Annotated in this window: 26 protein-coding genes and 1 pseudogene; 18 read left to right on the forward strand and 9 right to left on the reverse strand. The window is 73.7% G+C overall.

The window, feature by feature from the left end:
* Positions 1 to 71: 71 nt before the first annotated feature.
* Complete coding sequence (locus ACFW48_RS29405; RefSeq protein WP_386319693.1) at positions 72 to 737, reverse strand: hypothetical protein; 666 nt, start codon at positions 735 to 737, stop codon at positions 72 to 74.
* A 374-nt stretch (positions 738 to 1,111) separates the two neighbouring features.
* Positions 1,112 to 1,537 (reverse strand): hypothetical protein, encoded by a 426-nt coding sequence (locus tag ACFW48_RS29410; protein WP_386319694.1) that lies wholly within the window; start codon positions 1,535 to 1,537, stop codon positions 1,112 to 1,114.
* 191 nt (positions 1,538 to 1,728) lie between these two features.
* Between ACFW48_RS29410 and ACFW48_RS29415 the strand changes: the two genes are divergently transcribed.
* From ACFW48_RS29415 to ACFW48_RS29425, 3 genes are all read left to right on the forward strand, one after another.
* A complete protein-coding gene (locus tag ACFW48_RS29415) occupies positions 1,729 to 2,268 on the forward strand; it encodes a DUF2269 domain-containing protein (protein ID WP_386319696.1) in 540 nt (179 codons plus the stop codon).
* Between the two features lie 265 nt (positions 2,269 to 2,533).
* Positions 2,534 to 2,713, forward strand: coding sequence for a hypothetical protein (locus ACFW48_RS29420; RefSeq protein ID WP_386319697.1), 180 nt, complete (start codon positions 2,534 to 2,536; stop codon positions 2,711 to 2,713).
* A 33-nt stretch (positions 2,714 to 2,746) separates the two neighbouring features.
* Positions 2,747 to 3,643 (forward strand): alcohol dehydrogenase catalytic domain-containing protein, encoded by an 897-nt coding sequence (locus tag ACFW48_RS29425; RefSeq protein ID WP_386319699.1) that lies wholly within the window; start codon positions 2,747 to 2,749, stop codon positions 3,641 to 3,643.
* On the opposite strand, the gene ACFW48_RS29430 is transcribed toward ACFW48_RS29425, so the two are convergent.
* A complete protein-coding gene (locus tag ACFW48_RS29430) occupies positions 3,556 to 4,356 on the reverse strand; it encodes a thioesterase family protein (protein ID WP_386319701.1) in 801 nt (266 codons plus the stop codon). The two genes, ACFW48_RS29425 and ACFW48_RS29430, sit on opposite strands and share 88 nt — an antisense overlap.
* 220 nt (positions 4,357 to 4,576) lie before the next feature.
* On the opposite strand from ACFW48_RS29430, the gene ACFW48_RS29435 reads away from it, so the two are divergent.
* On the forward strand, positions 4,577 to 5,881 hold the full coding sequence (locus ACFW48_RS29435) for an NAD(P)/FAD-dependent oxidoreductase (protein ID WP_386319704.1): 1,305 nt from the start codon (positions 4,577 to 4,579) through the stop codon (positions 5,879 to 5,881).
* 114 nt (positions 5,882 to 5,995) lie between these two features.
* Positions 5,996 to 6,451 carry a hypothetical protein gene (locus ACFW48_RS29440; protein ID WP_386319706.1) on the forward strand — a complete coding sequence of 152 codons (456 nt, stop codon included), beginning with the start codon at positions 5,996 to 5,998 and terminating at the stop codon, positions 6,449 to 6,451.
* Between the two features lie 75 nt (positions 6,452 to 6,526).
* Here ACFW48_RS29440 and ACFW48_RS29445 read toward each other — a convergent pair whose 3' ends face one another.
* Both ACFW48_RS29445 and ACFW48_RS29450 read right to left on the reverse strand, forming a co-directional pair.
* Positions 6,527 to 7,903, reverse strand: coding sequence for a cryptochrome/photolyase family protein (locus tag ACFW48_RS29445; protein WP_386319709.1), 1,377 nt, complete (start codon positions 7,901 to 7,903; stop codon positions 6,527 to 6,529).
* A 110-nt stretch (positions 7,904 to 8,013) separates the two neighbouring features.
* Entirely contained in the window at positions 8,014 to 9,585 is a 1,572-nt protein-coding gene (locus ACFW48_RS29450) for an SDR family oxidoreductase (RefSeq protein WP_386319712.1), read from the reverse strand.
* Between the two features lie 107 nt (positions 9,586 to 9,692).
* Here ACFW48_RS29450 and ACFW48_RS29455 point away from each other — a divergent pair, with 107 nt between their 5' ends.
* Positions 9,693 to 10,199 (forward strand): MarR family winged helix-turn-helix transcriptional regulator, encoded by a 507-nt coding sequence (locus ACFW48_RS29455; protein WP_386319714.1) that lies wholly within the window; start codon positions 9,693 to 9,695, stop codon positions 10,197 to 10,199.
* 141 nt (positions 10,200 to 10,340) lie between these two features.
* The gene (locus ACFW48_RS29460; RefSeq protein WP_386319717.1) at positions 10,341 to 12,467 is read left to right on the forward strand and encodes an MMPL family transporter; all 2,127 of its coding nucleotides are present in this window, start codon (positions 10,341 to 10,343) and stop codon (positions 12,465 to 12,467) included.
* 11 nt (positions 12,468 to 12,478) lie between these two features.
* Here ACFW48_RS29460 and ACFW48_RS29465 read toward each other — a convergent pair whose 3' ends face one another.
* A complete protein-coding gene (locus tag ACFW48_RS29465; RefSeq protein WP_386319720.1) occupies positions 12,479 to 12,922 on the reverse strand; it encodes a TIGR03618 family F420-dependent PPOX class oxidoreductase in 444 nt (147 codons plus the stop codon).
* Positions 12,912 to 13,634 (reverse strand): B12-binding domain-containing protein, encoded by a 723-nt coding sequence (locus ACFW48_RS29470; RefSeq protein ID WP_386319808.1) that lies wholly within the window; start codon positions 13,632 to 13,634, stop codon positions 12,912 to 12,914. The genes ACFW48_RS29465 and ACFW48_RS29470 overlap by 11 nt, the downstream gene beginning before the upstream one ends.
* Before the next feature lie 301 nt (positions 13,635 to 13,935).
* On the opposite strand from ACFW48_RS29470, the gene ACFW48_RS29475 reads away from it, so the two are divergent.
* A complete protein-coding gene (locus tag ACFW48_RS29475; RefSeq protein WP_386319813.1) occupies positions 13,936 to 14,283 on the forward strand; it encodes a hypothetical protein in 348 nt (115 codons plus the stop codon).
* Here ACFW48_RS29475 and ACFW48_RS29480 read toward each other — a convergent pair.
* Positions 14,214 to 14,420 (reverse strand): annotated as a pseudogene (locus tag ACFW48_RS29480) (MerR family DNA-binding transcriptional regulator); the annotation flags it as partial. The gene ACFW48_RS29475 and the pseudogene ACFW48_RS29480 sit on opposite strands and share 70 nt — an antisense overlap.
* 156 nt (positions 14,421 to 14,576) lie before the next feature.
* Here ACFW48_RS29480 and ACFW48_RS29485 point away from each other — a divergent pair.
* The 3 genes from ACFW48_RS29485 to ACFW48_RS29495 all read left to right on the forward strand — a co-directional run bounded on the left by ACFW48_RS29485 (position 14,577) and on the right by ACFW48_RS29495 (position 16,809).
* Positions 14,577 to 15,221: an RNA polymerase sigma factor gene (locus tag ACFW48_RS29485; protein WP_386319723.1), complete on the forward strand. Its 645-nt coding sequence runs from the start codon at positions 14,577 to 14,579 to the stop codon at positions 15,219 to 15,221.
* 125 nt (positions 15,222 to 15,346) lie between these two features.
* Positions 15,347 to 15,913, forward strand: coding sequence for a DUF2243 domain-containing protein (locus ACFW48_RS29490; RefSeq protein WP_386319726.1), 567 nt, complete (start codon positions 15,347 to 15,349; stop codon positions 15,911 to 15,913).
* Positions 15,913 to 16,809 carry a cytochrome c oxidase assembly protein gene (locus ACFW48_RS29495; RefSeq protein WP_386319729.1) on the forward strand — a complete coding sequence of 299 codons (897 nt, stop codon included), beginning with the start codon at positions 15,913 to 15,915 and terminating at the stop codon, positions 16,807 to 16,809. The genes ACFW48_RS29490 and ACFW48_RS29495 overlap by 1 nt, the downstream gene beginning before the upstream one ends.
* On the opposite strand, the gene ACFW48_RS29500 is transcribed toward ACFW48_RS29495, so the two are convergent.
* Positions 16,786 to 17,001: a hypothetical protein gene (locus ACFW48_RS29500; RefSeq protein WP_386319732.1), complete on the reverse strand. Its 216-nt coding sequence runs from the start codon at positions 16,999 to 17,001 to the stop codon at positions 16,786 to 16,788. The two genes, ACFW48_RS29495 and ACFW48_RS29500, sit on opposite strands and share 24 nt — an antisense overlap.
* A gap of 555 nt (positions 17,002 to 17,556) precedes the next feature.
* Between ACFW48_RS29500 and ACFW48_RS29505 the strand changes: the two genes are divergently transcribed.
* The 7 genes from ACFW48_RS29505 to ACFW48_RS29535 all read left to right on the forward strand — a co-directional run bounded on the left by ACFW48_RS29505 (position 17,557) and on the right by ACFW48_RS29535 (position 22,857).
* The gene (locus tag ACFW48_RS29505; RefSeq protein WP_386319734.1) at positions 17,557 to 18,075 is read left to right on the forward strand and encodes a mechanosensitive ion channel family protein; all 519 of its coding nucleotides are present in this window, start codon (positions 17,557 to 17,559) and stop codon (positions 18,073 to 18,075) included.
* Positions 18,076 to 18,227: 152 nt separating this feature from the next.
* The gene (locus ACFW48_RS29510; protein ID WP_386319737.1) at positions 18,228 to 18,866 is read left to right on the forward strand and encodes a class I SAM-dependent methyltransferase; all 639 of its coding nucleotides are present in this window, start codon (positions 18,228 to 18,230) and stop codon (positions 18,864 to 18,866) included.
* Between the two features lie 124 nt (positions 18,867 to 18,990).
* Entirely contained in the window at positions 18,991 to 19,176 is a 186-nt protein-coding gene (locus ACFW48_RS29515; RefSeq protein WP_386319740.1) for a hypothetical protein, read from the forward strand.
* 21 nt (positions 19,177 to 19,197) lie between these two features.
* Complete coding sequence (locus ACFW48_RS29520; RefSeq protein ID WP_345635407.1) at positions 19,198 to 19,905, forward strand: hypothetical protein; 708 nt, start codon at positions 19,198 to 19,200, stop codon at positions 19,903 to 19,905.
* A complete protein-coding gene (locus tag ACFW48_RS29525) occupies positions 19,902 to 20,858 on the forward strand; it encodes a DUF6895 family protein (protein WP_386319743.1) in 957 nt (318 codons plus the stop codon). The genes ACFW48_RS29520 and ACFW48_RS29525 overlap by 4 nt, the downstream gene beginning before the upstream one ends.
* A complete protein-coding gene (locus ACFW48_RS29530; RefSeq protein ID WP_386319746.1) occupies positions 20,855 to 21,775 on the forward strand; it encodes a DUF6895 family protein in 921 nt (306 codons plus the stop codon). The genes ACFW48_RS29525 and ACFW48_RS29530 overlap by 4 nt, the downstream gene beginning before the upstream one ends.
* Positions 21,772 to 22,857: a serine hydrolase domain-containing protein gene (locus tag ACFW48_RS29535; RefSeq protein WP_386319749.1), complete on the forward strand. Its 1,086-nt coding sequence runs from the start codon at positions 21,772 to 21,774 to the stop codon at positions 22,855 to 22,857. The genes ACFW48_RS29530 and ACFW48_RS29535 overlap by 4 nt, the downstream gene beginning before the upstream one ends.
* Positions 22,858 to 22,877 lie beyond the last annotated feature (20 nt).

The following is a 22,877-nucleotide window of genomic DNA, read 5'->3' on the forward strand; positions in this document are numbered from 1 at the left end:
GTTTCCCGTGGCGAGGCGAACCACCAGTGCCCAAGTTCCGCACGGGCACCGGTGGTTCGGCCGGATGGGCGTCAGGCGCCGAGGTCGTACAGGACGAACTCCTCCCAGGAGCCGGTGATGTCGGTGGAGCGGGCGCGCAGCGCGTACTGGAGCGATCCGGTGTAGCTGTTCTCCATGGTGACGAAGAGTCCGTTCAGCGTGGACTGGAGCGCCCAACGGTCCAGGTCCTCGTTGTAGTACACGAAGAACCGCTCCCAGCCGCCCACGCTCGTGGAGCGGGCGCGCAGCACGTTCTGCGCGCTGCCGGTGAAGTTCTTCTCCACCGCCACATAGCGGTTGTTCGCCAGGGACTTCAGGGCGTACGTTTCGGTGGCCTCGTCCCACTCGAAGGCGAAGCTCTCCCAGGAGCCGCCGAACTCGGCCGAACGAGCCCGCAGGACACCGGTGTTCGGGGCGGCGTAGTTCACCTCGGTGGCCACGAACCGGCCGTTGCGGGCCGACTGCATGGCCAGCAGTTCCGGCTCCGCTTCCGCGGCGAGGGTGCCGTCTCCGGCGGCGAGCGGGGCCTTGCGGGCGCCCGTCTCCTCGGTGATCCGCGCCAGCTCGCTCGCGTCCACCGCCTCCCATCCGGCGGGTACGGCGGCCGGCCGGTCGGCCCCGGGGGCGGCTACGGCCGCGGGAGCGGTCAGGGCGGAGGTCGCCAGCAGGGCGCTCAGGGACAGAAGTGCGGAGGTCATACGTCTCACGGGAATTCCTCAGCTTTCGTCGAACGAATTCCGGGGGCGGCGAGACAATGGGCCCGCGATGGGTCTGGTCGACCTCTCGAGATACTCGAGATATTCGAGACAGGAACAGCACCTGCCGTTCCCCCGATTTTCTCCGCACCCCCGACAACTGCGGTCGGCGCCCCTCCCCGGGCACGTCGGCAGCCGCTGCGCCAACTCGGCGAAGCGGCTTCAGCATAGTGATGTGACGTGTGTTTCAGCAGTGATCCGGCGTCAATTCGGCGAAAGTTGAACGGAATCACACGGCATTATGGATTCCGTGGTTTCCCGTTAATGCCGGTGATGCGTCTCGTTACCGTAGCGGCCACTTGGCGGGCGCTGTGCCGTCACCGGCCCCTGCGGGTGAGTCCGTCGACGACGAATCCGACCCCGATGCCGAGCATCCAGGTGTCCTTCGCCAAAGCCGTGCCCTCCTGGGTCGGGCGCAGACTGCCCTCCTCGCGCATGCCGGGCGTGCGCAGGTACAGGCCCACCAGCCCGGCGGAGAACGCGGTCAGGCCGATACCCGCCACCGCCGTCGGTACGACCGGCAGGAGCAGCGCGGCGCCGAGCGCCGTCTCACCGGCGGAGAGCAACCGGACGAAGGTCCCGGGCTGCAGCCTGCCGAGGAACGGATAGGTGTTCTTCGCCATTCCGTGCAGCATGGCGGAGGTCTGCTCATCGGCCCCGCGCTTCGACAGCCCGGAGTTGAGCATGAAGGCCCCGGTCGCCAGTCGTGGGGCGACATGCCTGAGTTCGATGGGCAGACGCATGAGCACTCCTGGCGGTGTTTCCTTCAGACGCGTGTCAGCCTAGGGCGCACGGCGGTGCCCGGCAGGGCGGGAGAGCAACGGCTGCGCCGTTCGGGGCATGGCGACGTCTCGTCGGGTACGCCCGGGTCAGTACACGGGGTTACTCCCGTCGCCGGACGTCTTCACGGCCGCCGCCCGGCAGCGTGGGTGGGGTGAAACTCAGCCGTCCCGCCCGCCGGGCCTCCCTCGTCGTCCATGTCGTCGCCTCCGCCGGCTGGCTCGGGCTCTCGCTCGGGCTGCTGGCGCTCGGGGCCACCGCCGCCACCACCGCTTCCGCGGTGACCGTGGAGGCCAGTGTCCGTGGCATGAAGCTCTTCGCCGACTGGCTCCTGCTCCCCCTCGCGTTCCTGACCCTGTCGAGCGGTGTGGTGCTGGCCCTGGGCACTCCGTGGGGACTGGCCCGGCACCGGTGGGTGTACACGAAGTTCTGGCTGACGCTGGCCACGGCGACCGCCACGGTCTTCGCGCTGCGCCCCGGGGTGAACTCGGCCGTTGCCGCGGTCGCCGCGGGCGAGTCGCTGCCCGACGCGGGCGAGGTGCTGTTCGGGCCGGTCGTCTCCCTGTCCGCCTACGTCTTCATGACGGTGATCTCGCTCCTCAAGCCCTGGGGACCGACGCGGCGTGGCCGGCGGCTGCGAGCGTCGGCCGGGGCCGGCGGGCGCGGCCACCGGTCCCGTACCGCCGGAGTGTGAACGGGCCGGCCGGGGGCTGATCACCGGCCCCTCGCGTGACACGGGCGGCGCCCGGACTTACTTGATGCCGGACGTCTTGACGGACTCCACGATCTGCCGCTGGAAGACGAAGAACGGGACATCGGCAGCACGATGTTCCAGTAGACCCGCCAGTGGCCGCAGCCGTCGAGGAACAGCGGGATCAGCACGACGGGAGCGGTGACCAGGAGGGTCGCGAAGATCGAGCCGGCGCCGGCTCGACGCCACCACCCACCAGTGGCCGGTCATGGACGCGGTGCTGCACGGCGTCAGCCGCGACCAGTTCATGGCCCGACACCGCGCCGACCACCTCAACGTGGCCTACGCGCCGGACGCGGACACCGCCGACAAGGCACCGCGCGCGAAGGCGGCGCTCTTCGCCGAGTCGGGTGTCGAGGTGCACCTGTGCGGGGACGTGACGCCGTAGCCCTCGCCTCCGGCCGGTTCGTGGCATGAGGTCATGACCGGCACAGTCCTCGACCTGATGCGGGCGGCGTACATCGACTCCGTCGGCCCGGCCCACCACATCCAGTACGGGCGGCTCCCCGTCCCGTCGATCGGGCCCACGGACGTGCTCGTGCGGGTCGAGGCCGTGGCCGTCAACCCCGTTGACACCTTCGTTCGGTCGGGGGCGTACGCCACACCGGTGCCGTTCCCCTTCGTCGTCGGACGTGACCTGGTGGGCGAGGTCGCCCTGGCCGGGCCCGGCGTGGCGGGCTTCACCCCCGGGCAGCGGGTGTGGTGCGACAGCCTGGGCCACGCGGGCCGGCAGGGATCCTGCGCCCAGTACGCGACGGTCGCCGCCGAACGTCTCTACGCGGCACCGCGCGACATCGACGGGGAACACCTCGTGGCGGCCACCCACCCGGCGGCGTCGGCCTGGCCGGCGCTGTTCCGGCACGGGCGACTGAGGCCGGAGGAGACCGTGTGCATCGGGGGCGGCGCCGGAAACGTGGGCGGCGCCGCCGTGGCCATGGCCTCCCGGGCCGGGGCGCGGGTGGTCGCCACCGCGCGTGCCGAGGACGCCGCGGCCGTCCGGAACCTGGGCGCCGCCGAGGTCCTCGACCACCGGGCGCCGGATCTCGTCGAGCGTTCGCGCCGGGCCGCACCCCACGGCTACGACGTGCACCTGGACACGTCGGGACACGGGGCGCTCGCCGACGCCGTGGACCTGCTGGCGCGGGGCGGGCGCTACTGCTCGACGGCATTCTCGCCGACCCGCCCGCGGGCCAGGGCTGACGCGTCGGGCGCGGGCGTGCCGCCGGCCGCTCACGGCTGCGGGCGGACGGTGAGCATCTGCTGCGCGTGTCCGACGGGGCCGTCCACGTCGTGCAGCACGGTACTGGTGATGCCCTGACCGGTGGGTCCGAAGACGACGGTGGTGTCCAGGCCGGTCCAGCGGCCGCGCGGCGCGCGGTGCAGGTGCAGCGTCAGGTCGACGTTCGGGAACATCCACTCCGCCGGCGACTCCCGTACCGCGATGCCGTTGGCCGTGTCGACCAGCGCGACGTAGGACGCCAGCGGGCTCGCGGCCTCGCCGGCGACCAGGTCCAGCCCGGTGGCGACCCAGGCGGTGGTGCGGCCCGGACGGGGCGGGGCGAGCGGGCGTACGTCCAGGGAGGCGATGTATCCGCCGGGCCACTCGGAGGCCATGGGCCAGGGTTCGAGCGTCTCCGGCGCGGTGAGCCGGCCGGCGGCGCCACCGGCGACGGCGCTGGTGTCCACGTCGGCCAGCAGCCAGGCCCTGGCCCGCGCCACGGACCGGCCGGCGATGAGTACGGTCGCCTCGACCAGTTCGATGGTGCGCCCGGGCCGGACGGTCTCCACCCGTATCTCGCACTCGTCCAGAGCCGGGCGACCGAGGATGTCGAAGCCGATCCGGCTCAGTGACATGCTCGCACCGGCACGCCCGGCCAGATGGCGGTCGACGGCGTGGACGATCAGGCCCCCGAGCGGACTGAAGTGCTGCTCGTCCGCGCTCCACGCCCCGCCGGCGTGGACCGTGGGCTTGTAGCGGTGCTCGTCGATGCGCTCGTAGTAGCTGTCCGGGGTCGCTGTGCTGGTGTTCAACGGGCTGCTCCTGGAACGACGGCGGTGACGAGTGGGGCAGGGAGGCAGTGGACGGCGGGCCCGGGCCAGGATAGTTCGGCGTCGGACGGCGGGGTCGGCGCCCCCGGAGGGGGCCGTGGGCCCGCAGCCCCGGCCGACGCGCGGCGACCGGCGGGGCCCCGTCCGAGTGGTGTGACCCTCGCGCGGGGCTCAGGCTGTTGAGGAGCCGGAAGGAGCACGCATGGTGAGCACCGGGCACGGCCGGGAGCCGGACGTCATCGTGGTCGGGGGCGGCCTCGCCGGGCTGGCCTGTGCCTTCGACCTCACCCGCGCCGGTCTGCGCGTCACGCTCCACGAGGCCTCCGACGACGTCGGCGGGCGCATGCGCACGGACCGCCGGGACGGCTTCCTCCTGGACCGCGGCTTCCAGGTCTTCAACACCGCCTATCCGCAGGTCCGGCGGCTGCTGCCACTGCGCAGGCTGCGCCTTCGGCCGTTCACCCCAGGGGTACTGGCCCACACGCCGTCCGGCGTCGCGCGTCTCACCGACCCGACCCGGCGCCCGCGCGAAGCCGGCGGTCTGCTGCCGGGCCGGGCCCTGGGAGCCCGGGACCTCACCGCGCTGGCCGGCCTCACCGCCCGGGACGCACTGGCTCCCACCGCCCTCCTCAAACGCGGCCGGGACCGGACCACCGCCCAGGCCCTGGCGCGCGGCGGACTGTCCCGCGACGCGGTGGACAACCTGCTGCGTCCCTTCCTGGCCGGCGTGTTCCTGGAGCCGGAACTGGAGACGTCGGCCCGCTTCTTCCACCTCGTGTGGCGCAGCATGGCCCGCGGCACCCTCTGCCTCCCGGCTCAGGGGATCGGCAGTGTGCCGCGCCTCCTGGCCGCCCGGCTCCCCGAGGGCACCGTCCGGCTGGACTCACCCGTCCGCGGCCTCACCGACCGGGGCGTGCTGCTCCAGGACGGCACCGAACGACCGGCCGGCACCGTGGTCGTGGCCACCGACGCGGCCACCGCGGCGCGTCTGCTGCCGGGGCTCGACGTGCCGCCCGGCCGGACCGTCACCACCTACTACCACGCGACCGGCCGCTCACCGCTGCCCGAGCCGACCCTCGTGGTCGACAGCACGCTCGCCGTCCTCAACACCTGCGTGCTCACCGAGGTCAGCCCCACCTACGCGCCGCCGGGCACCGCGCTGGTCTCCACGTCGGTCCTGGGCGCGGGCGCACCGGACGGCGAGAGCACCGTCCGCCGGCGGGCGGCGCGGCTGTACGACACCGACACGGCCGACTGGCAACCGGTCGCCACGTACACCGTCCAGGACGCGCTCCCGGCGATGCGCCCCCCGTGGCCGCTGAGCCGCGACACCCGCTGGGCCGAGGGCCGTTACGTGTGCGGGGACCACCGCGCCACCGGATCGGTCCAGGGGGCTTTGGCCTCCGGCAGCCGGGCCGCCCGGGACGTCCTGGCGGACCTGCGGACCGGACCGCGTCCGGAGGACGCGCTTCCCGGGAACCACCGGGGGGACGGCTTCCGACCGTGACCCGTTCTCCGTGCTCCGGTCTCCGCGAGCGACCGGCAGGCGAAGGAGTACCGAGAGGGCGAAGACGCCGTTCTCACGCATACCGACACGTGTACCGAAAGGAGCCGCCACGGCATGGAAGACCCGTACCGGCGCCCCGAGGGCGTCAGCGGCGAGACAGTGGAAGCACTCGGGTCCCTGTCGAAGGCGCTGGAGACGACCGAGCGTGCCCGTGGGCACCTGTTCTCCTTCCACCAGCTCACCGGCACGGCGGACCTGGAACTGGACCGCGCGGTGGCACTGCTGCGCAAGGCGGGCCACGTGGAGTGGGCGGAGCGGGTCGAGAGGGAGATCCTCGGGCGCAACGTCATCCCCGGCCACTGGACGTTCCAGATCGTCGAGGCCTACGACCGGACGTACTACCAGGAGTTCAGGGACTTGGTGCGCGCGGCGGAGGAGCGGCTCGCCGAGGGCCGCGAGCATCTGTACGAGGCGGAGATGAAGGAAGCCCGCCGGACCCGGAACCACCCGGACCACACGGCCCGCCCCGACAGCCCCGGCACCCGTACGCCGAACAGCCCCTTCACCTGACGGTAGCCCTCTTCACCTGACGGTAGCCCCCTTCATCCGACGGCTGCCCGGCCCCGGGGTGCGTGTTCCGCCCGGTCAGTCGCGTCCGCGGGCCCGGCGGAAGCGGTCCAGGCCCTCGGCGAGGTCCACGATCGGGTCGGGATAGGCGTCGTACGCGGCCCGCTCCGGGCCGGGCAGTCGCCACGGCTCGTGCACGGCCCGTCCCTCGAGGCCCGCCAACTCGGGTACCCAGCGCCGGACGTACGCTCCGTCGGGGTCGAAGCGCCGTGCCTGGGTCGTCGGGTTGAGGACGCGGTGGGGGCGGGTGTCCGTCCCGGTGCCCGCCGCCCACTGCCAGTTGAGCTGGTTGTTGGCGATGTCGCCGTCCACCAGCAGGTCCAGGAAGTGCCGCGCGCCGACGCGCCAGTCCACGTAGAGCGTCTTGGTGAGGAAACTGGCGGTCAGCAGGCGGCCCCGGTTGTGCATCCAGCCCTCGTGCCGCAGTTGGCGCATCGCGGCGTCGACGATCGGGTAACCCGTGCGCCCGGCCTTCCACGCGGCGACGTCCTCCTCGGCCCCGGGCCCGGTACGCCAGCGGTCGTGCCGGGTGCGGTAGTCGAGCGAGGCGGCGTGCGGACGCGCGGACAGGACCTGGTGGTGGAAGTCCCGCCAGGCCAGTTGCCGTACGAACGCCTCGGCGCCGGGGCCGCCCTTGCGGCGGGCACGGTGGACCAGCTCGACGGGGGAGAGGGCACCGAAGTGCAGGTACGGCGAGAGACGGGAGGTGGCGTCGCCGGCCAGGTCGTCGTGGTGCTCCTCGTAACCGGTGATGCCGCCGCGCAGCCAGGCCGTCAGCCGTTTCCTGGCCTCCTCCTCACCGCCGGCGGGCAGTCCCGGGGACCGTCCCGGCAGGTCACCGCGGGAGGGCAGCGGCTGTGAGCCGACACCGTCCGGGACGGGGACCCTCCGGGGCGCGGTCAGGACGTTCCGGACCGGCCGCTCGACCCAGCGCCGGAAGTACGGAGTGAAGACGGCGAAGTGGTCGGAGGAGGCGGGGGTGACGGACCCCGGGGCCAGCACGGTGGTCACGGCGTCGTGGACGTGCAGCCGGCAGCCCCGGTCCTCCAGGGCGGCCCGCAGGAGGTCCTCACGCCGGTGCGCGTGCGCGCTGACGTCGGCCGCCATGTGCACCTCGTCGGCCTCCGCCTCGCCGACCACCGCGCACACCTCCTCGACCAGGTCACCGGAGCGGACGATCAGCCGCCCGCCCCGCTCCCGGAGCCCCGCGTCCAGGCCCCGCAGACAGTCGGCGAGGAAGGCGAGCCGGTTGGGCGCGGCGTAACCGGAGGCGTCGACGGCCCGGTCGCGGACGAACAGCGGCACGACGGCCCGGGAACCGTCGAGAGCGGCGCGCAGTGGCGGGTGGTCGTGCAGCCGCAGGTCGCGGGTGAACAGGACGACCGACGTGGTCATGGCGCTCCTGGGTGCTACGGGACGCGGGAGGGGCAGCGCCCTCGGTGCGGTGTGAGTGGGTGAGTGGGTGGTCGCCGTGTGCCCTGAGCGGCGGGGTGCGACCGCCTGGCTCAGGAGGCGGGGGCATCGTGCACCGGGCCGGACGGCCGGGGGTCCCGTGCGGCGGCGCGGGCGATGTTGCGGGCCATGCCGCCGAACACCACGGAGTGGAAGGCCCACACGCTCCACCAGTAGGCGTGGCCCGCCAGCCCGTGCGGGTGGAACAGGGCACGCTGGCGGTACCGCGTCCGGCCCGCGTCGTCCGTCTCGGCGTACATCTCCAGCCAGGCCAGTCCCGGCAGCCGCATCTCCGCGCGCAGGCGCAGCAGACGGCCGGGGACGATCTCCTCCACCCGCCAGAAGTCGAGCGAGTCACCGGCCCGCAGCCGGGCGGCGTCCCGGCGCCCGCGGCGCAGGCCGACCCCGCCGACCAGCCGGTCCAGCCAGCCCCGTACCGCCCAGGCGAGCGGGAAGGAGTACCAGCCGTTGTCGCCGCCGATCCCCTCGATGACCCGCCACAGCGCGTCGGGCGGCGCGTCGACGGTCAGCGCACGGTGGTCGGTGTAGAGGCTGCCTCCCGCCCAGTCGGGGTCGGTGGGCAGCGGGTCACTCGGTGCCCCGGGCACCGACGCGGAGGACCAGCGGGTGGTGACCCGGGCGTCCCGCACGCGTCGCAGGGCCAGCCGGACCGCGTCGTCGAAGCCGAGCGGAAACCCCGGCGGGGCCGGTACGTACCGGACGATGTCGTTCTCGCGGCACACCACTTCGTGCCGCAGCGATTCGGTGAGCGGGCGCGCGATGGACGCGGGCACCGGGGTGACCAGCCCGACCCAGTGGCTGGACAGACCGGGCGTGAGCACCGGCACGGGAACGATCAGCCGTCGCGGCAGCTCCGCGATCTCGGCGTACCGGACCATCATGTCCCGGTAGGTGAGGACGTCCGGGCCACCGATGTCGAAGGCGCGGGAGACGTCGCCCGGCATGCGCGCGCTGCCGACGAGGGCGCGCAGCACGTCCCGGACCGCGACCGGCTGGATACGGGTGTGGACCCAACTCGGCGTGACCATCACCGGCAGCCGCTCGGTGAGGTAGCGCAGCATCTCGAAGGAGGCCGACCCGGAGCCGATGACGACGGCGGCCCGCAGGACGGTCGTGGGCACGCCGGAGGCCAGCAGGACGCGGCCGACCTCCGCGCGGGAGCGCAGGTGCGGCGACAGGTCGCGCTCCGGTACGCCCGGTGGCGTCAGACCGCCGAGATAGACGATGCGTCGTACACCGGAGGCCCGGGCCCGCTCCGCGAAGGTGCGCGCCGCCCGCCGGTCGGTCTCCTCGAAGTCCCCGCCTGCACCCAGCGCGTGCACCAGGTAGTAGGCGACGTCGATGCCCTCCATCGCCCCGGTCACCGAGTCCGGGTCCGTGACGTCTCCCCGTACCACCTCGGCCTCCCCGGCCCAGGGGTGGTCGCGCAGCTTGTGCGGGGAACGGGCCAGGCACCGCACCCGGTGTCCGGCGGCGAGGAGCTCCGGCACGAGCCGGCCGCCGATGTACCCCGTGGCACCGGTGACCAGGCAGCGCAGCTCCGCTTCGTCGCCGTCCCTGTCGCCGTCGCCGTCACCGTTCACGCGGCCGTGTTCTTCGCTCATGGGGCAGGCTCCGTCTCGCACGGGAAGTCGTCGCGGTGATCGCTTCCCGCTCGGGGACCGCGGTGGATGCGCGGTGACCCAAGTTGACCCTTCTATACGCTGATCGCGTGGCGACAGCGAACCAGCGCGGACAGCACGCGCACGAACGGGGGACCGGAACCGGGTCCGAGGCGAGCGACCTGCACGTCCTCGCCGCGCAGCTCCGGCGGATGAACGGCGAGATCAACCGCCTCGTGCAGAGCTTCGCCGGCGAGCACGGGCTGCACGCCACCGACGTCCAGGCGCTCGCGGCGATCCTGGACGCACAGGAGCCCATGACGCCGGGGCGGCTGCGTGAACACCTGGGGCTCACCTCGGGCGCGGTGACGGCGTGCGTGGACCGGCTGGAGCGCGCTGGGCACGTGCGCCGGGTCCGGGAGAGCGCCGACCGCCGGGTCGTCCATCTGCACTACGTGCCCGATGCCCGGGCGGCGGCCCGGACGTACTTCCGCCCGCTGGCCGAGGCCGCCGCCACCACCTGCGCGCGCTTCGACGAGAGCGAACTGACGGCCGTGCTCCGCTTTCTGGCGGCGATGAACGAGGAGTTGCGGCTCGTGCGGTCGGACGATCGCTGATCCTCCCGCGCGTGCCGCATCCGGGAGCCGGGACCGGGCAGAAGTCGGTGTGACACGTCGACCTCTGATAACTCAATCATTGAGATTGTTTATGATCGAGTCACTTTCCGTGCCGCTGGATACCTGGAGACCCGAAGACCGATGCCCATCCCCTCCCGACGAGCCCGCTGGCTCATCCCCGTCGTCCTCCTCCTGGTCTGGCCAGGCATCGGCGGAACGCTCGGCCCGTACGCCGGAAAGCTCGGCGAGGTCGCCACCAACGACCAGGCCGCCTTCCTGCCCCGCAGCGCCGAGTCCACCCGGGTCGTCGACGCGCGGAAGGCCTTCCAGCAGGACGAGACCCTCCCGGTGATCGTCGTGTGGACCGCCGACGGCGGCGGCGCCGTCACCGAACACCGGGCGGCGGCCACCCGATCGGTCGCGGGCCTCGCAGGGAAACCCGGGATCGTCGGTCCCGCGACGCCCGCCCTGCCCTCCGACGACGGCGAGGCCCTCCAAGCCGTCGTCCAGGTCGATCCCGACCTCGGCGACCGCCTGCCCGACGTCCTGGAGCGCGTCCGGGACGCCGCCGGGCAGGTGCCCGGCACCCAGGCGCGACTCGCCGGGCCGGCGGCCTCCCAGGCAGATCTCTCCGACGCCTTCGCGGGCATCGACGGGCTGCTGCTCGGTGTCGCACTGGTCACCGTGCTGGTGATCCTGCTGCTCGTGTACCGCAGCGTCCTGCTGCCCCTCGTCATCATCCTCGGCGCCGTCTTCGCACTGGGCCTGGCCTGCGCGATCGTCTACGCGCTCGCCGACCGCGACGTCGTACGCGTCGACGGACAGGTCCAGGGCATCCTCTCCATCCTGGTCATCGGCGCCGCCACCGACTACGCGCTTCTGCTCACCGCCCGCTACCGCGAGGAACTGGCCAGGCACCCGGACCGTTTCAGTGCCGTCCGCGCCGCCCTGCGCGCCTCCTGGGGAGCGGTCGTCGCCAGCGCGGCGACCGTCGCCCTGGGCCTGCTGGCGCTGCTGCTCAGCGATCTGACCAACAACCGCGCGCTCGGACCCGTCGGTGCCATCGGCATCGTCTGCGCCGTACTGAGCACGCTCACCTTCCTGCCCGCCGTCCTGGTCCTGCTCGGCCGGGCCGCCTACTGGCCGGCCAAGCCCGTCCGGACCGGCGACCCGGACGCCGGGCACCGCCTGTGGCACCGCGTCGCCGAACTCGTGGACCGGGCCCCGCGCCGCATCTGGGCGATCTCCCTCGCCGCGCTGCTCGCCTGCGCCGCCTTCTCGCCGACCCTGACCTCCAAGGGCGTACCGCTGGACGAGATCTTCGTGAACGACGCGCCCTCCGTCGCCGCCCAGCAGACCCTGGCGCGGCACTTCCCGGGCGGCTCCGGCAACCCCGCCGTGATCATCGCGGACGCCGACCGTCTCGACCCCGTCCTCGCGGCGGCCCGCGACACCCGCGGCGTCGCCACCGCCGCCGCGGTCACCGCCTCCGGCCGACCCGGCGGCGGCGAGCCGAAGGTGGTCGACGGGCGCGTACGGATCGACGCGACGCTCCAGGCGCCCGCGGACAGCGACGCCGCCAAGAGCACCGTGGCCCGGCTGAGGTCGGCCGTCCACGCCGTGCCCGGCGCGGACGCCCTCGTCGGCGGCTACACCGCCCAGCAGTACGACACCCAGCGCACCGCCGAACACGACCGCACGCTCATCGTGCCCGTGGTCCTCGCCATCATCCTGATCATCCTGATCGTCCTGCTGCGCTCCCTGCTGATGCCCGTGCTGCTCGTGGCGACGGTGGCGCTGAACTTCCTGGCCACGCTGGGCGTCTCGGCCCTCGTCTTCACCCACGTGTTCGGCTTCAGCGGCACCGACGCCTCCGTGCCGCTGTACGGGTTCGTGTTCCTGGTCGCCCTCGGCGTGGACTACAACATCTTCCTCATGTCCCGGGTACGGCAGGAATCGCTGGACCACGGGGTACGGGAGGGCATCCTGCGGGGTCTGACCGCCACCGGCGGCGTGATCACCTCGGCCGGCGTCGTCCTCGCCGCCACGTTCGCCGCCCTCGGGGTGATCCCGCTGGCCTTCCTCGTGCAGATCGCCTTCATCGTGGCCTTCGGCGTCCTGTTGGACACGCTCGTGGTGCGCTCGCTGCTCGTCCCGGCGCTCGCCCGCGACATCGGCGCCGTCGCGTGGTGGCCCGGACGCCTCGGCCGCCGGTCACCGGCCGGGGTGGCCGAGGCACCCGCTTCCCGCCCCGGAAGCGGCGACTGAGCCCTCGGGGCTCACCCTCCGGGGGCGTCGGTCCCGGAGGGCGCGAGGGGGCGCACCGTGCCCAGGAAGCGCCGGACGGCGATTTCGATGACGACCCGCTCCGGGTTCGCCCGGGGCTGCCGGTAGCGGGCCGCGTACCGTGCCTCCGCGTCGCGGACCGTCTCGGCGTCGTCCCGCACGGTCGCGACGCCCTCCAGGGTGGACCAGCGCCGGCCGTCCACCTGGCTCACGGCGACGACGGGACTCTCCGCCCGCTCGACGTTGCGCACCTTCGCGGTACCCCGGCTCGTGATGACGCGTGCCGTGCGGGTGACGGGGTCGTACGTCACCCCGATCGGGACCAAGTGCGGGGTCCCGTCGGCACGCTGGGTCGACAGGAAACACACCCGGCGCTCCTGCCAGAAACGCACGAACTCCGCGTCCGCGTCCGTGGCGTGCCGTTCTTCAGTGTTCACCGGATCTCCTCGCGTGAGCTGTGCTTGTTCCCGTCCGGGACAGCATCGCCAGTGCCTCGGCCAGTTCGCGCGGCCGCGGCAGCCCCGGCAGCGCCCGGTGCCCCCACCCCGGGCCGGCGACCAGGACGACGGGGCCGCGCCGGGCGCCCCTGACGCCCCACCGCGTGTCGGCGAGGTGGCGGGCGAGGGGGGAGTCGGCCGTGGACCGCGTCTGGGACCACAGCACGACGGCACACGGTCCCGTGCGGCGCACGGCGGCGGTCAGCGCCTCCGCCGGCACGGCGCCGCCCAGCATGCGCGTCGCGGTGCCCCGCTCGCGCAGCGCCGCGTCGAGCGCTTCCAGCGGCAGCGTGTGCTGCTCGTCCGGGAGACAGGCGAGCAGCACGGGTGCCGCCTCCGGCGGCGGCTGGGGGCAGGGCCGGAGCAACGGCGCGCTGCGCAGGGCGGTGGAGACGTGCCAGGACAGCAGGTGCTCGACCTCCACGTAACGGTCGCCGCTGGACTGCCACTTGCGGCCCACCGCGTGCAGCGTCGGCATCATCACGTCCTCCCACGCGGCTACGACGCCGTGCTCCCGGACGAAGGCGTTCAGCAGGTGCTGCACCGTCGGCGAGTCCAGCCGCACCGAGGCACGGGCAAGCCCCCGCGCCTCACGGCGCACGTCACCGAGCGGCAGCCCGCTGCCACCGGCCCGCACCCGCGCGCCGGGCACGGCACCCGAGGGCGGGAGCGGACCACCCGGTGTCGGCGGCGCGGTGCCGGGCGTGGAGGCGGAGGGTGAAGGGCCTGGCGCCGGGAGCGGAGCGTCCGGTGCCGATGGTGCGGCAGTCTCCTTGGAGGGCGGGTGAGCCTGTGTCGAGGACAGAACACCCGGTGCCGGTGCCGGTGCCGGTGCCGGTGCCGGTGGCGGTGGCGGTGGCGGGGCACCGTGCACGGAGCAGGGGCGCCCCGGCTCCGGCGACGAAACGTCCGGTGCCGGTGATGCGGCACCGGGCGTCGGCGTCGAGGGCGCGGTGCCCGGTGTGCGGGGCGCCGTGCGCGGCGTGGAGGGCGCGGTGCCCGGCGTCGGGGGCGTGGCGCCCGGTGTGCGGGGCGCCGTGCGCGGCGTGGAGGGCGTGGCGCCCGGCGTGCGCGGCGTAGCACCCGACGCCGGGCGCCGGATGTCCGGTGTCGAGGGTGTGACCCGGCCCGAGTGGGCCCCGGCATGGTCCCGCCGTTCCGCGGTCTTCGCCGCGCGCGCGGCCTCGGCGGGCGGGACCCCGGTGGCGGTCAGCCGGCACATCTCCTCCAGCACCGCGATGTCCGCCGCCCGCCAGCGCCGGTGCCGGCCGCCTTCCCGGTCGGCCGGACCAAGCCCGTAGCGCCGGTCCCACGATCTGATCGTCGTCGGCGACACGCCGAGCCGTCGGGCCAGGGCGCCGGTCGTGACGCCGATGTCGTCCGCCGGGCCCGGTCCCGCACCGTCGTCGCTCCCACCCTCCACCCCGGACACCCCCACACCATACGACGCACATTCGCTGCGAGTTGCCCGCCCGCGGCCGTCCTTCCCAGGCTGGGGCGGCCGGAGGTGCCCGCGTCGGCCGGAGCAGCCGGAGCAGCCGGAGCAGCCGGACCGGCCGGAGCCCGGCCGACTCGTGAAGGAGCAGCAGCCATCATGACCGCACAGTGGCCCACCGGAGGGCCCGCCCCCGCTCCGCCCCCCTCGCCGGCGGCCGCGGAATCGCTCGCCGAGGAGGAACTGGCCGAAGGGTTCGTGCGCGGCGAGGAGGCGTGCCTGGTAGCCGCCTACCACCGATGGAGCGGCCTCGTGTTCACGCTGGCGCAGCGGACGCTGGGCGACGCTCGGGAGGCGGAGGACGTCACCCAGGTCGTGTTCCTGGCCGCATGGCGGGGCCGTCACACCTTCGTGCCCGCGCGCGGCGTACTGGCCGGCTGGCTGGTCGGCATCGCCCGGCGCAAGATCGCCGACGCGCTGTCGGCCCGCACCCGGCGCGCCGACCTCGTCGCGGCGGCCGGCGCCCGGCTCGCGCAGACCGCGTACGACACGGCCGACCGGCCGGAAGCCGTACTCGACCGGGTGGTCGTCCGCCAGGAGCTGGCCAAGCTGCCCGCACCGCAGCGCCGTGTCCTCGGCCTCGCCTTCTACGACGACCTGACGCACACGCAGATCGCCCGGCTGACCGGATGGCCCCTCGGCACGGTGAAGAGCCACGCCCGCCGCGGCCTGCGCCGACTCGGCCACCGACTGCGGGAGGCAGACGTGCCGCGGACCCCCCTCGTAGCTCCGCCGCAAGAGTGATGCGAGCCATCGAGGAGGCTGACGCGAAACGGCGGAACGATCCCGCCAGTGGGTGACGCCCGCCCGCCGAACGGGCATCCGTGTCCCGTAGGTCCGCGCACCGCCGACGGGACGGAGTACAGGCGATGGCCACCACGACAGGTGAGATCCGAGCGGCCACGACGGCACCGAACAGCATCCGGCTGCCCGGCATCGTCCTCGGGGTCGGGCTCGGCGGCTTCGTCGACGGCATCCTGCTCCACCAGCTCCTCCAGTGGCACCACATGCTCACCAGCACCAACGACGACCGCATCGGCGTGAAGTACTACAACCCGAACACCGTCTCCGGGCTGGAGATGAACACGGTGTGGGACGGCATCTTCCACGCCGTGTGCTGGATCGCCGTGCTGCTCGGCCTGGCCCTCCTGTACTCCCGGGTCACACACAACCGGCGGGCGGTGTGGGCCTCGCGGGTGCTGTGGGGCTGGGTCCTGGCCGGTTGGGGCCTGTTCAACCTGGTCGAAGGCGTCCTGGACCACCACATCCTGGGCATTCATCATGTCTACGCCGGTCCGCACCAGGCATGGTGGGACGCCGGTTTCCTCGTCCTCGGAGCCCTGTTCCTGGTCGGCGGTCATCTGCTCCAGCGCGGCGGACAGCCCTTCGACCCCGACGCCCCCCGCCGCACCGCACGGCCCCGGGGCCAAGCCTGATGGACGGCACACACGGCGGCGCACACGATGGCACCCACCCCGTGCCCCACGACGGCTCCGGCAGCGGCGAAGGGGTACTCGACGCGGTGCCCACCATGCTGGTCCCGGTGATCGTCCTCGCCGCGGCCGGGGGCTACCTGCTCGCCGTACGCCGGGCTCGTCGCCGCAACCCCGTACAGGGCTGGAGCGGTTGGCGGTCGGCGGCGTTCCTCGGCGGGCTGGCGCTACTGGCCGTCGCGCTGCTGCCCCCGCTGGGGCCGGCCGCTCACCACGACTTCCGGGGGCACATGGCCCAGCACATGCTGATCGGCATGTACGCCCCGCTGGCACTGGTGCTGGCCGCGCCGGTCACCCTGGCGCTCCGCATCCTGCCACCGGCCGGCGCCCGCCGGGTGACGGCCCTGCTGCACGGCCGCCCCGCGCGGCTGCTCACCCACCCCGCGGTGGCGCTCGCGCTGAGCACCGGCACCCTGGGGGTGCTGTACTTCACCCCGCTGTACGACACGGCGATGAGCCACCCCGCGGGGCACTGGCTGATGAACGCCCACTTCCTGGCCGCCGGATGCCTCTTCGCGCACGCCGTCGCCGGCCCCGACCCCGCTCCCGCGCGGCCCGGCGTCCCGGCCCGGCTGGTGTACCTGGGCATCGCGATCGCCGCCCACGCCCTGATCGCCCAGGCGATGTACGGCGGATTCCTCGTCCACATCCACGCGCCCGTCGACCAGGTCCAGCAGGGCGCGGAGATCATGTACTACGCCGGGGACGTCGCCGAACTCCTGCTCGCCGCGGCACTGGTGGCCACCTGGCGCCCCGAGCGCCGGAGCCGGCGCCCGCGGGCCCGCCCGGGAGCCGTGCCGGCGGGACCGGCCTCATCAGGCGGCGTCCCGGTCGGTTGAGCGGTGCCGGGCCGGCACCGGGTGCCGGGCCGGCCGGGCCTCCTCGGCTCTGCCGCCCGGAATGAGACGCAGATGCCGGCGCCGGGCGTGCCGGGCCGTGCCCGGATCGCCGAACAGCCGGTCCTCCAGGTACGTCATGGTGAACAACAGCAGCCCCATTCCGGGCAGCAGTAGGACGGCAACGGTAACCACGCCGCAGGTCCCCCTCCGCTGTGGACGACTCCCCTCCGGGTGCCCGGGCCGGCGCCGGCGATGGGCCGGTATCGAGTGAAGATGACGCAACCTCCGGACATAAGGGACAAGCGAGGGAAAGGGGTGTGCGCGTGCCGAAGCGCGCCGGGCGTCATGTTCGAAACCGTCGGTGGGTAGGCGGGCCCGGCGGCAGAGACGGTCCCCCAGGAACGGAGCGCTTGAGCCGATGTCGCACAGTCGGCGGCCTCGTGGTGGGGCTGGATCGGCGACCACACCACGGCACTGATCGGGATACCGCTGCGCATCGCGCTCATCGGCGTCGTCCTGCTGGTGGTGCGCGTGGTGGCCGAGCGGGCCATCACCCGGGTCGTCCAGCGGGTACTGGAACCATCGGCCGGAGAGGCCGTGCGCAGCCGGCCCCGGCGGTCGGGCCGCGGGGCGCCGTACTTCACCGCGACCGGTCCCGGGCGCGGCAGCGCCGCGAACAGCGGGCCCGCACGATCGGCTCGGTGCTCAGCAGTGCCGTGACCATCGTGCGTGCTGTTCATGGTCGGCGTGACCGTGGCGGAGGACCAGTACGGCGTCGGTGACTCGGTCGACCTCGGCGAGGCCGTCGGCGAGGTGGAGCACGTCGGCCTGCGGCTGACGCGCGTACGTGACCTCGACGGCGGCCTGCGGCACCTCCACAACGGCGAGATCCTGCGGGTCCGCTACGACGGCCAGGAATGGGCGCGTGCCGTCCTGGACGTCGCCGTGGCCTACGACGCGGACCTCGACACCGTGCACCGCGTGCTGGAGGACACCGGCCGCGCCCTGCGCCAGGACCCGGACTTCGATGACCTCCTGCTCGAGGACCCCGCGGTGTGGGGCGTGCGGTCCCTGGACGCCGACGGTGTGCTCGTGCGCCTGGCGGTCAAGAACGCGCCGCTCCAGCAGTGGGGCGTCACCCGTGAGCTGCGGCGCCGGGTCAAGGACGCCCTGGACGAGGCCGGCATCGACACCCCGTTCCCGCAGCGGACGGTCTGGGGGCGCGCCGACGCCCCGGACTGCGGGTCCGGCGCTCTGATGCGCTGACTCGCGGGCGGGCGGGACCGGCGGCACGTTTTGCCGGACCGGCAAAGATCTTTGCCGGCCCGGCGTCCGCCGGTGCAGCCTGCACATGGCAGGGCCCGTGGCCGTCGCGCGCCCAGCCGAGCAGACGATCCCGTCCGTCCCCAGGAGGCACCATGTCCGACAAGCCCGTCCCGGCCACCGCCGCGGAGTTCTGGGAGGCCCGCTACCGCGACACCGGCCGTGTCTGGAGCGGCCGCCCCAACGCCCTGCTGGTCCGCGAGGCGAGCGACCTCGCCCCCGGCACCGCTCTGGACCTGGGCTGCGGCGAGGGGGCGGACGCCGTGTGGCTGGCCTCGCGCGGCTGGCGGGTCACCGGCGTGGACATCTCCGGCACCGCGCTCGACCGTGCCGCCGGGCACGCCGCCGACGCCGGGGTCGGCGACCGCGTCGCCTGGGAACGCCACGAGCTTGGCCGGTCGTTCCCCGAGGGCTCGTTCGACCTGGTGAGCGCCCACTACCTCCAGTCCCCGGTCGCGCTCGACCAGCAGGCCGTCCTGCGTGACGCCGCGCGCGCCGTGGCGGACGGCGGCACCCTGCTGCTCGTCCTGCACGCCGGCTGGCCCTCCTGGCAGACCGAACCGCCCTTCGACGCCGTCTTCCCCACCCTGGACGGGGTTCTCGGCGAACTCGCCCTGCCCGACGGCGAGTGGACCGTCGAGACCAAGGAGACGGTCCGGCGGCCGAGCGCCTCGCCCGAGGGGGTCGAGGGCTTCCGCGAGGACAACGTGTGGCGTCTGCGGCGAGTGGGATAGATGGATGGGTGTCCTATTTGTTGAAAAAGTTATCTCCTGAGAATTTTGAGAAGAGAGGCATGCTTTGTGGCTTCCCGGACACCTGTGGTGTGAAGGCCATTGGCTACCAGAGGGAGATGGTGAAATGCCTTCCAAGGACAAGGTGCTCGAGGAAGTCCGCACCGAGAACATCGACATCGAAGCAGCACTCGACCCCGCCGAGCCCGACGGAGTCTTCCGCGACAGCCGCGAGTGCGCCGCGCTCGCCCTGCAGTCCGGAGGCACCACCCTGCTGCTTTCGCCGCCGACCCCGCGCCCGAAGAAGGGTTGACGGACCGACGGGAGCAGTGAGATGGAGCAGTCGAGCACGTCAGCCCTTCTCCAGGGAACGGTGCTGGACCTCGCTTCCGACGTGGTCTCCGCTCTTCGGAGCGGAGACCACGTGCGAGCGGGGGGCACCCTCACCGGAGGGGGAGCGGGCGAAGGCGTCGCACGTGCGGCGGTACGCGTCCTGGGCGCCGACACGCTGTTGCCCACCGCCCTCCTGCGCGTTCCGCCCGATCCCGGACAACTCGCCGTGTTCAAGGACGCGGTGGCGGCCCATCCGCCGCGGGACGACGCGGCCCCCGCCGTCGTATGGAGCCACTGGGCCATGGCCCGTGCCCTGCGCCGGCTCGAACAGCCCCTGACCGACCCGCTCGCCGACGACCCGGGCGCGGAACCCGGCGCCGGCTGGCTCGACGACGCGGGCTGGCAGTTCCTGACCCACCAGCTCGCCGTACTCGCCCCGCTCGCGCTGCCCGGCGAGGAATGCGCGGTGACCCGTGCGGCCCGGCGCCGTCCGGTGGACGTCGCCCGCGGCTTCGTGCGGGCGGTACGCCGCCGTGACTGGCAGCAGGCCGCCGGAGCCGGGCGCTGGCTCACCCTCCTGGACGGGGTGCCCGACACCCTCGGCCTCGAAGCCGGACTCGACTTCGTACGGCTCATGGGCGGCAGCGACCCGCGGGTGGCCCTGCAACTGGAGGCGGCACGGCTGATGCCGGCCGGAGTCCTCCTGTGAGCGTCCGGGAGGTCGAGGAGACCTCACTGGAGTGGGTGTGGGCCCACCGCGACCGCTTCGCCCTCGGTGACGACGCGCTGGCCGCCGACGGCCAGGTGAACCGCACCTGGAAACCACTGGGCGAACTGGCCCAGGTCTGCGCGTCCGTGTCCGCCTGCACCCCGCCGTCGGACCCGGTCCACACCCGCGTGTCCGACCTGCTGGACTTCGCCTGGCAGCAGACCCGCCGGGGCGAGCTGTTCCTGCTGATGCAGTCGCTGGAGCCCTTCGCCACCTACCCGCTGGAGGTGTACGCGGCCTTCGCCTCGGCCGGTCACCGGCACACCGGCTACGAGGCGTCCGCCGCCGTGGTGGCCCGGACCCGCGGCTGGCGGCTCACCGAGCAGTACCCCACCCGGCGGCTCGGCGTCATCGAGGCCGAGCGGCGCAGCGGCCTGAGCCCGCACGGCCGGGTACCGCAGGCACTGGGCCGCACCTGGCTGGGCGGCCTGCCTGAACCCTGGACCTTCGAACGCGCGGCCGGCTACGCGCTCACCCACGTCGTCTTCCACCTCACCGAATGGGGACGCACCGCCCAGGGGGTGCCGCCGGACCTCGCGGACTATCTGCGGCACTGGCTGCCGCCCTGGCTCGACACCTGCATCGAGGCCCGGATGTGGGACCTGAGCTGCGAGTTGCTGGCGGTGGCGGCGAGCGTGCCGCGGCCGCCGGAACCGGCCGTCCTGGAGGACGCCTGGCAGCGCGTCGCGGCGGCACAGCACGCGTCCGGCTCGATCCCCGAGGAGGGCGCCATCCAGGACGCCGCCGGGTCCGCCGACGGCTCGGACCCGGGCGCGGACCCCTACGCCTTCACCGACTGCTACCACTCCACCCTGATGGCGGCGTTCGCGGCGGCCCTCACCACGGCGCGGCTGAGGGACGTGGACCACGCCGGACAAGGAGTGCCGGGATGACGGACACCCGCCTGATCCACCGCGTCGGAGTCGGTGCCCTGGAGTGGCTGTGGGCCCACCGCGACGGCTTCCGGCTGGAGCCGGACGTGGACCCCGAGATCGGCTTCCTGGAACGCTTCAAGCCGATCGGGGAACTCGCCCTGATCTGCAAGGTGCTCTTCCGCGAGGGCGTCGCCGGCTCCCGGCAGGCACAACTCGCCCGCCAACTGCTCGACCACACCTGGCGCGAAACCCTGGACGGCGGCCGCATGCTGGAGCGCGGACAGCGCATCGAGCCGTTCTCACCGGTCCCCTTCGAGGTGTACCTGCCGTTCAAGGAGCTGGGCTACAGCCAGCCCGAGATCGAGCGGGCGACCGTGCTCAACCACCGGCTGGACAGCTGGACGCGGTTCCCGGTGACACCGACCCGGCGCCTCGGCCTGTCCGCCTTCCAGCGCCGCTTCGGCCTCACGGCCCGGCCGCCCGAGGCCGACCTGGTGGCCACCACCTGGCTGGCCGGCACCCCCGAACCCTGGACGGTCGAGGGCCACACGGCCTACGACATCACCCACACCGTCTTCCACCTCACGGACTGGGGCGAGAACCCCGACGGCCTGCCGCCGGCCATCGCCGACTACCTCGCAACCTGGCTCCCGGTCTGGATCGACGACTGGCTGGACCTCGAACGCTGGGACCTGCTCGGCGAACTCCTCGTCGTCGACGCCTGCCTGCCCCGGCCCACCCTCGACGAGCCCGCCTGGCAGGGCTTCGCCGCCGCGCAGCAGCCCGACGGCGCCATGCCCGCCGTACGGACGATGCCCGAGGGCGACCCCGAGGAGGTGTTCGACATCGTCTACCATTCGACGCTGGTCGCCGCCTTCGCCTCCCTGCTGGCCACCTCCCGCGCCCTCAGCGAGCTGGCGCACACGGGCCCATGACGGCCCGTCCCGCGCCCTGGCCGGGTGAACCCGACGACGACGCGTCCCTCCCGCCGGCCCCCGCACCGGCGCCGGGCGACGAGCGGGCCCTGCGCGACCGGCTGGCCGAGGCCGTCGACGCCTCCGACGCACCCGACGCCGTCTTCGCCGTCTCGCGGCACGGCCGGCGCGTCCTCCACAGCGGCGGCACCGCCCCACCGCCCGCCGTCCCCCGGGAAGACCTCCGCTACGAGATCGGCTCGGCCTCCAAGACCCTCACCGGACTGCTGCTGACCGTGCTGATCCGGCGCGGCGTGCTCACCGGCGCCGAACCCGCCGTCGGCTGCCTGGACCCCGATCGCCCGGCCGGCCTGCACCCCGTGACCCTCGCCCACCTCATCACCCACACCTCGGGACTCCCGACCCTGCCCGCCGACTTCGTCCCCCGCGCGCTGCCCGCCTGGCGCACCAACCCCTATGCCCGCTACCCGGCCGAGCGGGTGACCCGCACCTTCCTGCGACACGGACCGAGGCACCGCCCCGGGACCCGCTGGCACTACTCCAACTACGGCGTCTCCGTCCTCGGACACGCCGTCGCAGCGGTCACCCGCACGGCCTGGGAGGACCTGATCACCGGACAGGTCCTGCGCCCGCTCGGCCTGAGCGGCACCGCCCTGCGCGCGCAGGGCGGGATGACCGACGCCACCGGCCACCGCAAGGACGGCCGGACCTCGGTCCCGCCCTTCGACGCGGGCGGCTTCGCGGCGGCCGGCGCCGTCCGCTCCACCCCGCACGACCTGCTCACCTTCCTCGAAGCCCACCTCGACCCCACCCGCTCACCGGCCGCCGGCGCCCTGCGGTCGGTCCGCGTGCCGGTGCTCCGACGCGGGCTGGGACACCGGCACGTGCACACCGTGGCGTGGTTCAGGCATCCCACCGACGGCGGGCCGATGTACTTCCACAGCGGTGCCACCCTCGGCCAGCAGGCGTTCCTCGGCTTCCGGCCCGACACCGGCACCGCCCTGGCCGCGGTCTGCACCCGGCGGTTCCGTGCCCGGGACCCGTTCATCGCCACCGCCTACGCGCTCCTCGCCGGGGAATGACGAAGGCGCGGTGCCGCGGC

The sequence above is a fragment of the Streptomyces sp. NPDC058812 genome (genome assembly GCF_042744565.1).
Taxonomy (GTDB): domain Bacteria; phylum Actinomycetota; class Actinomycetes; order Streptomycetales; family Streptomycetaceae; genus Streptomyces; species Streptomyces thinghirensis.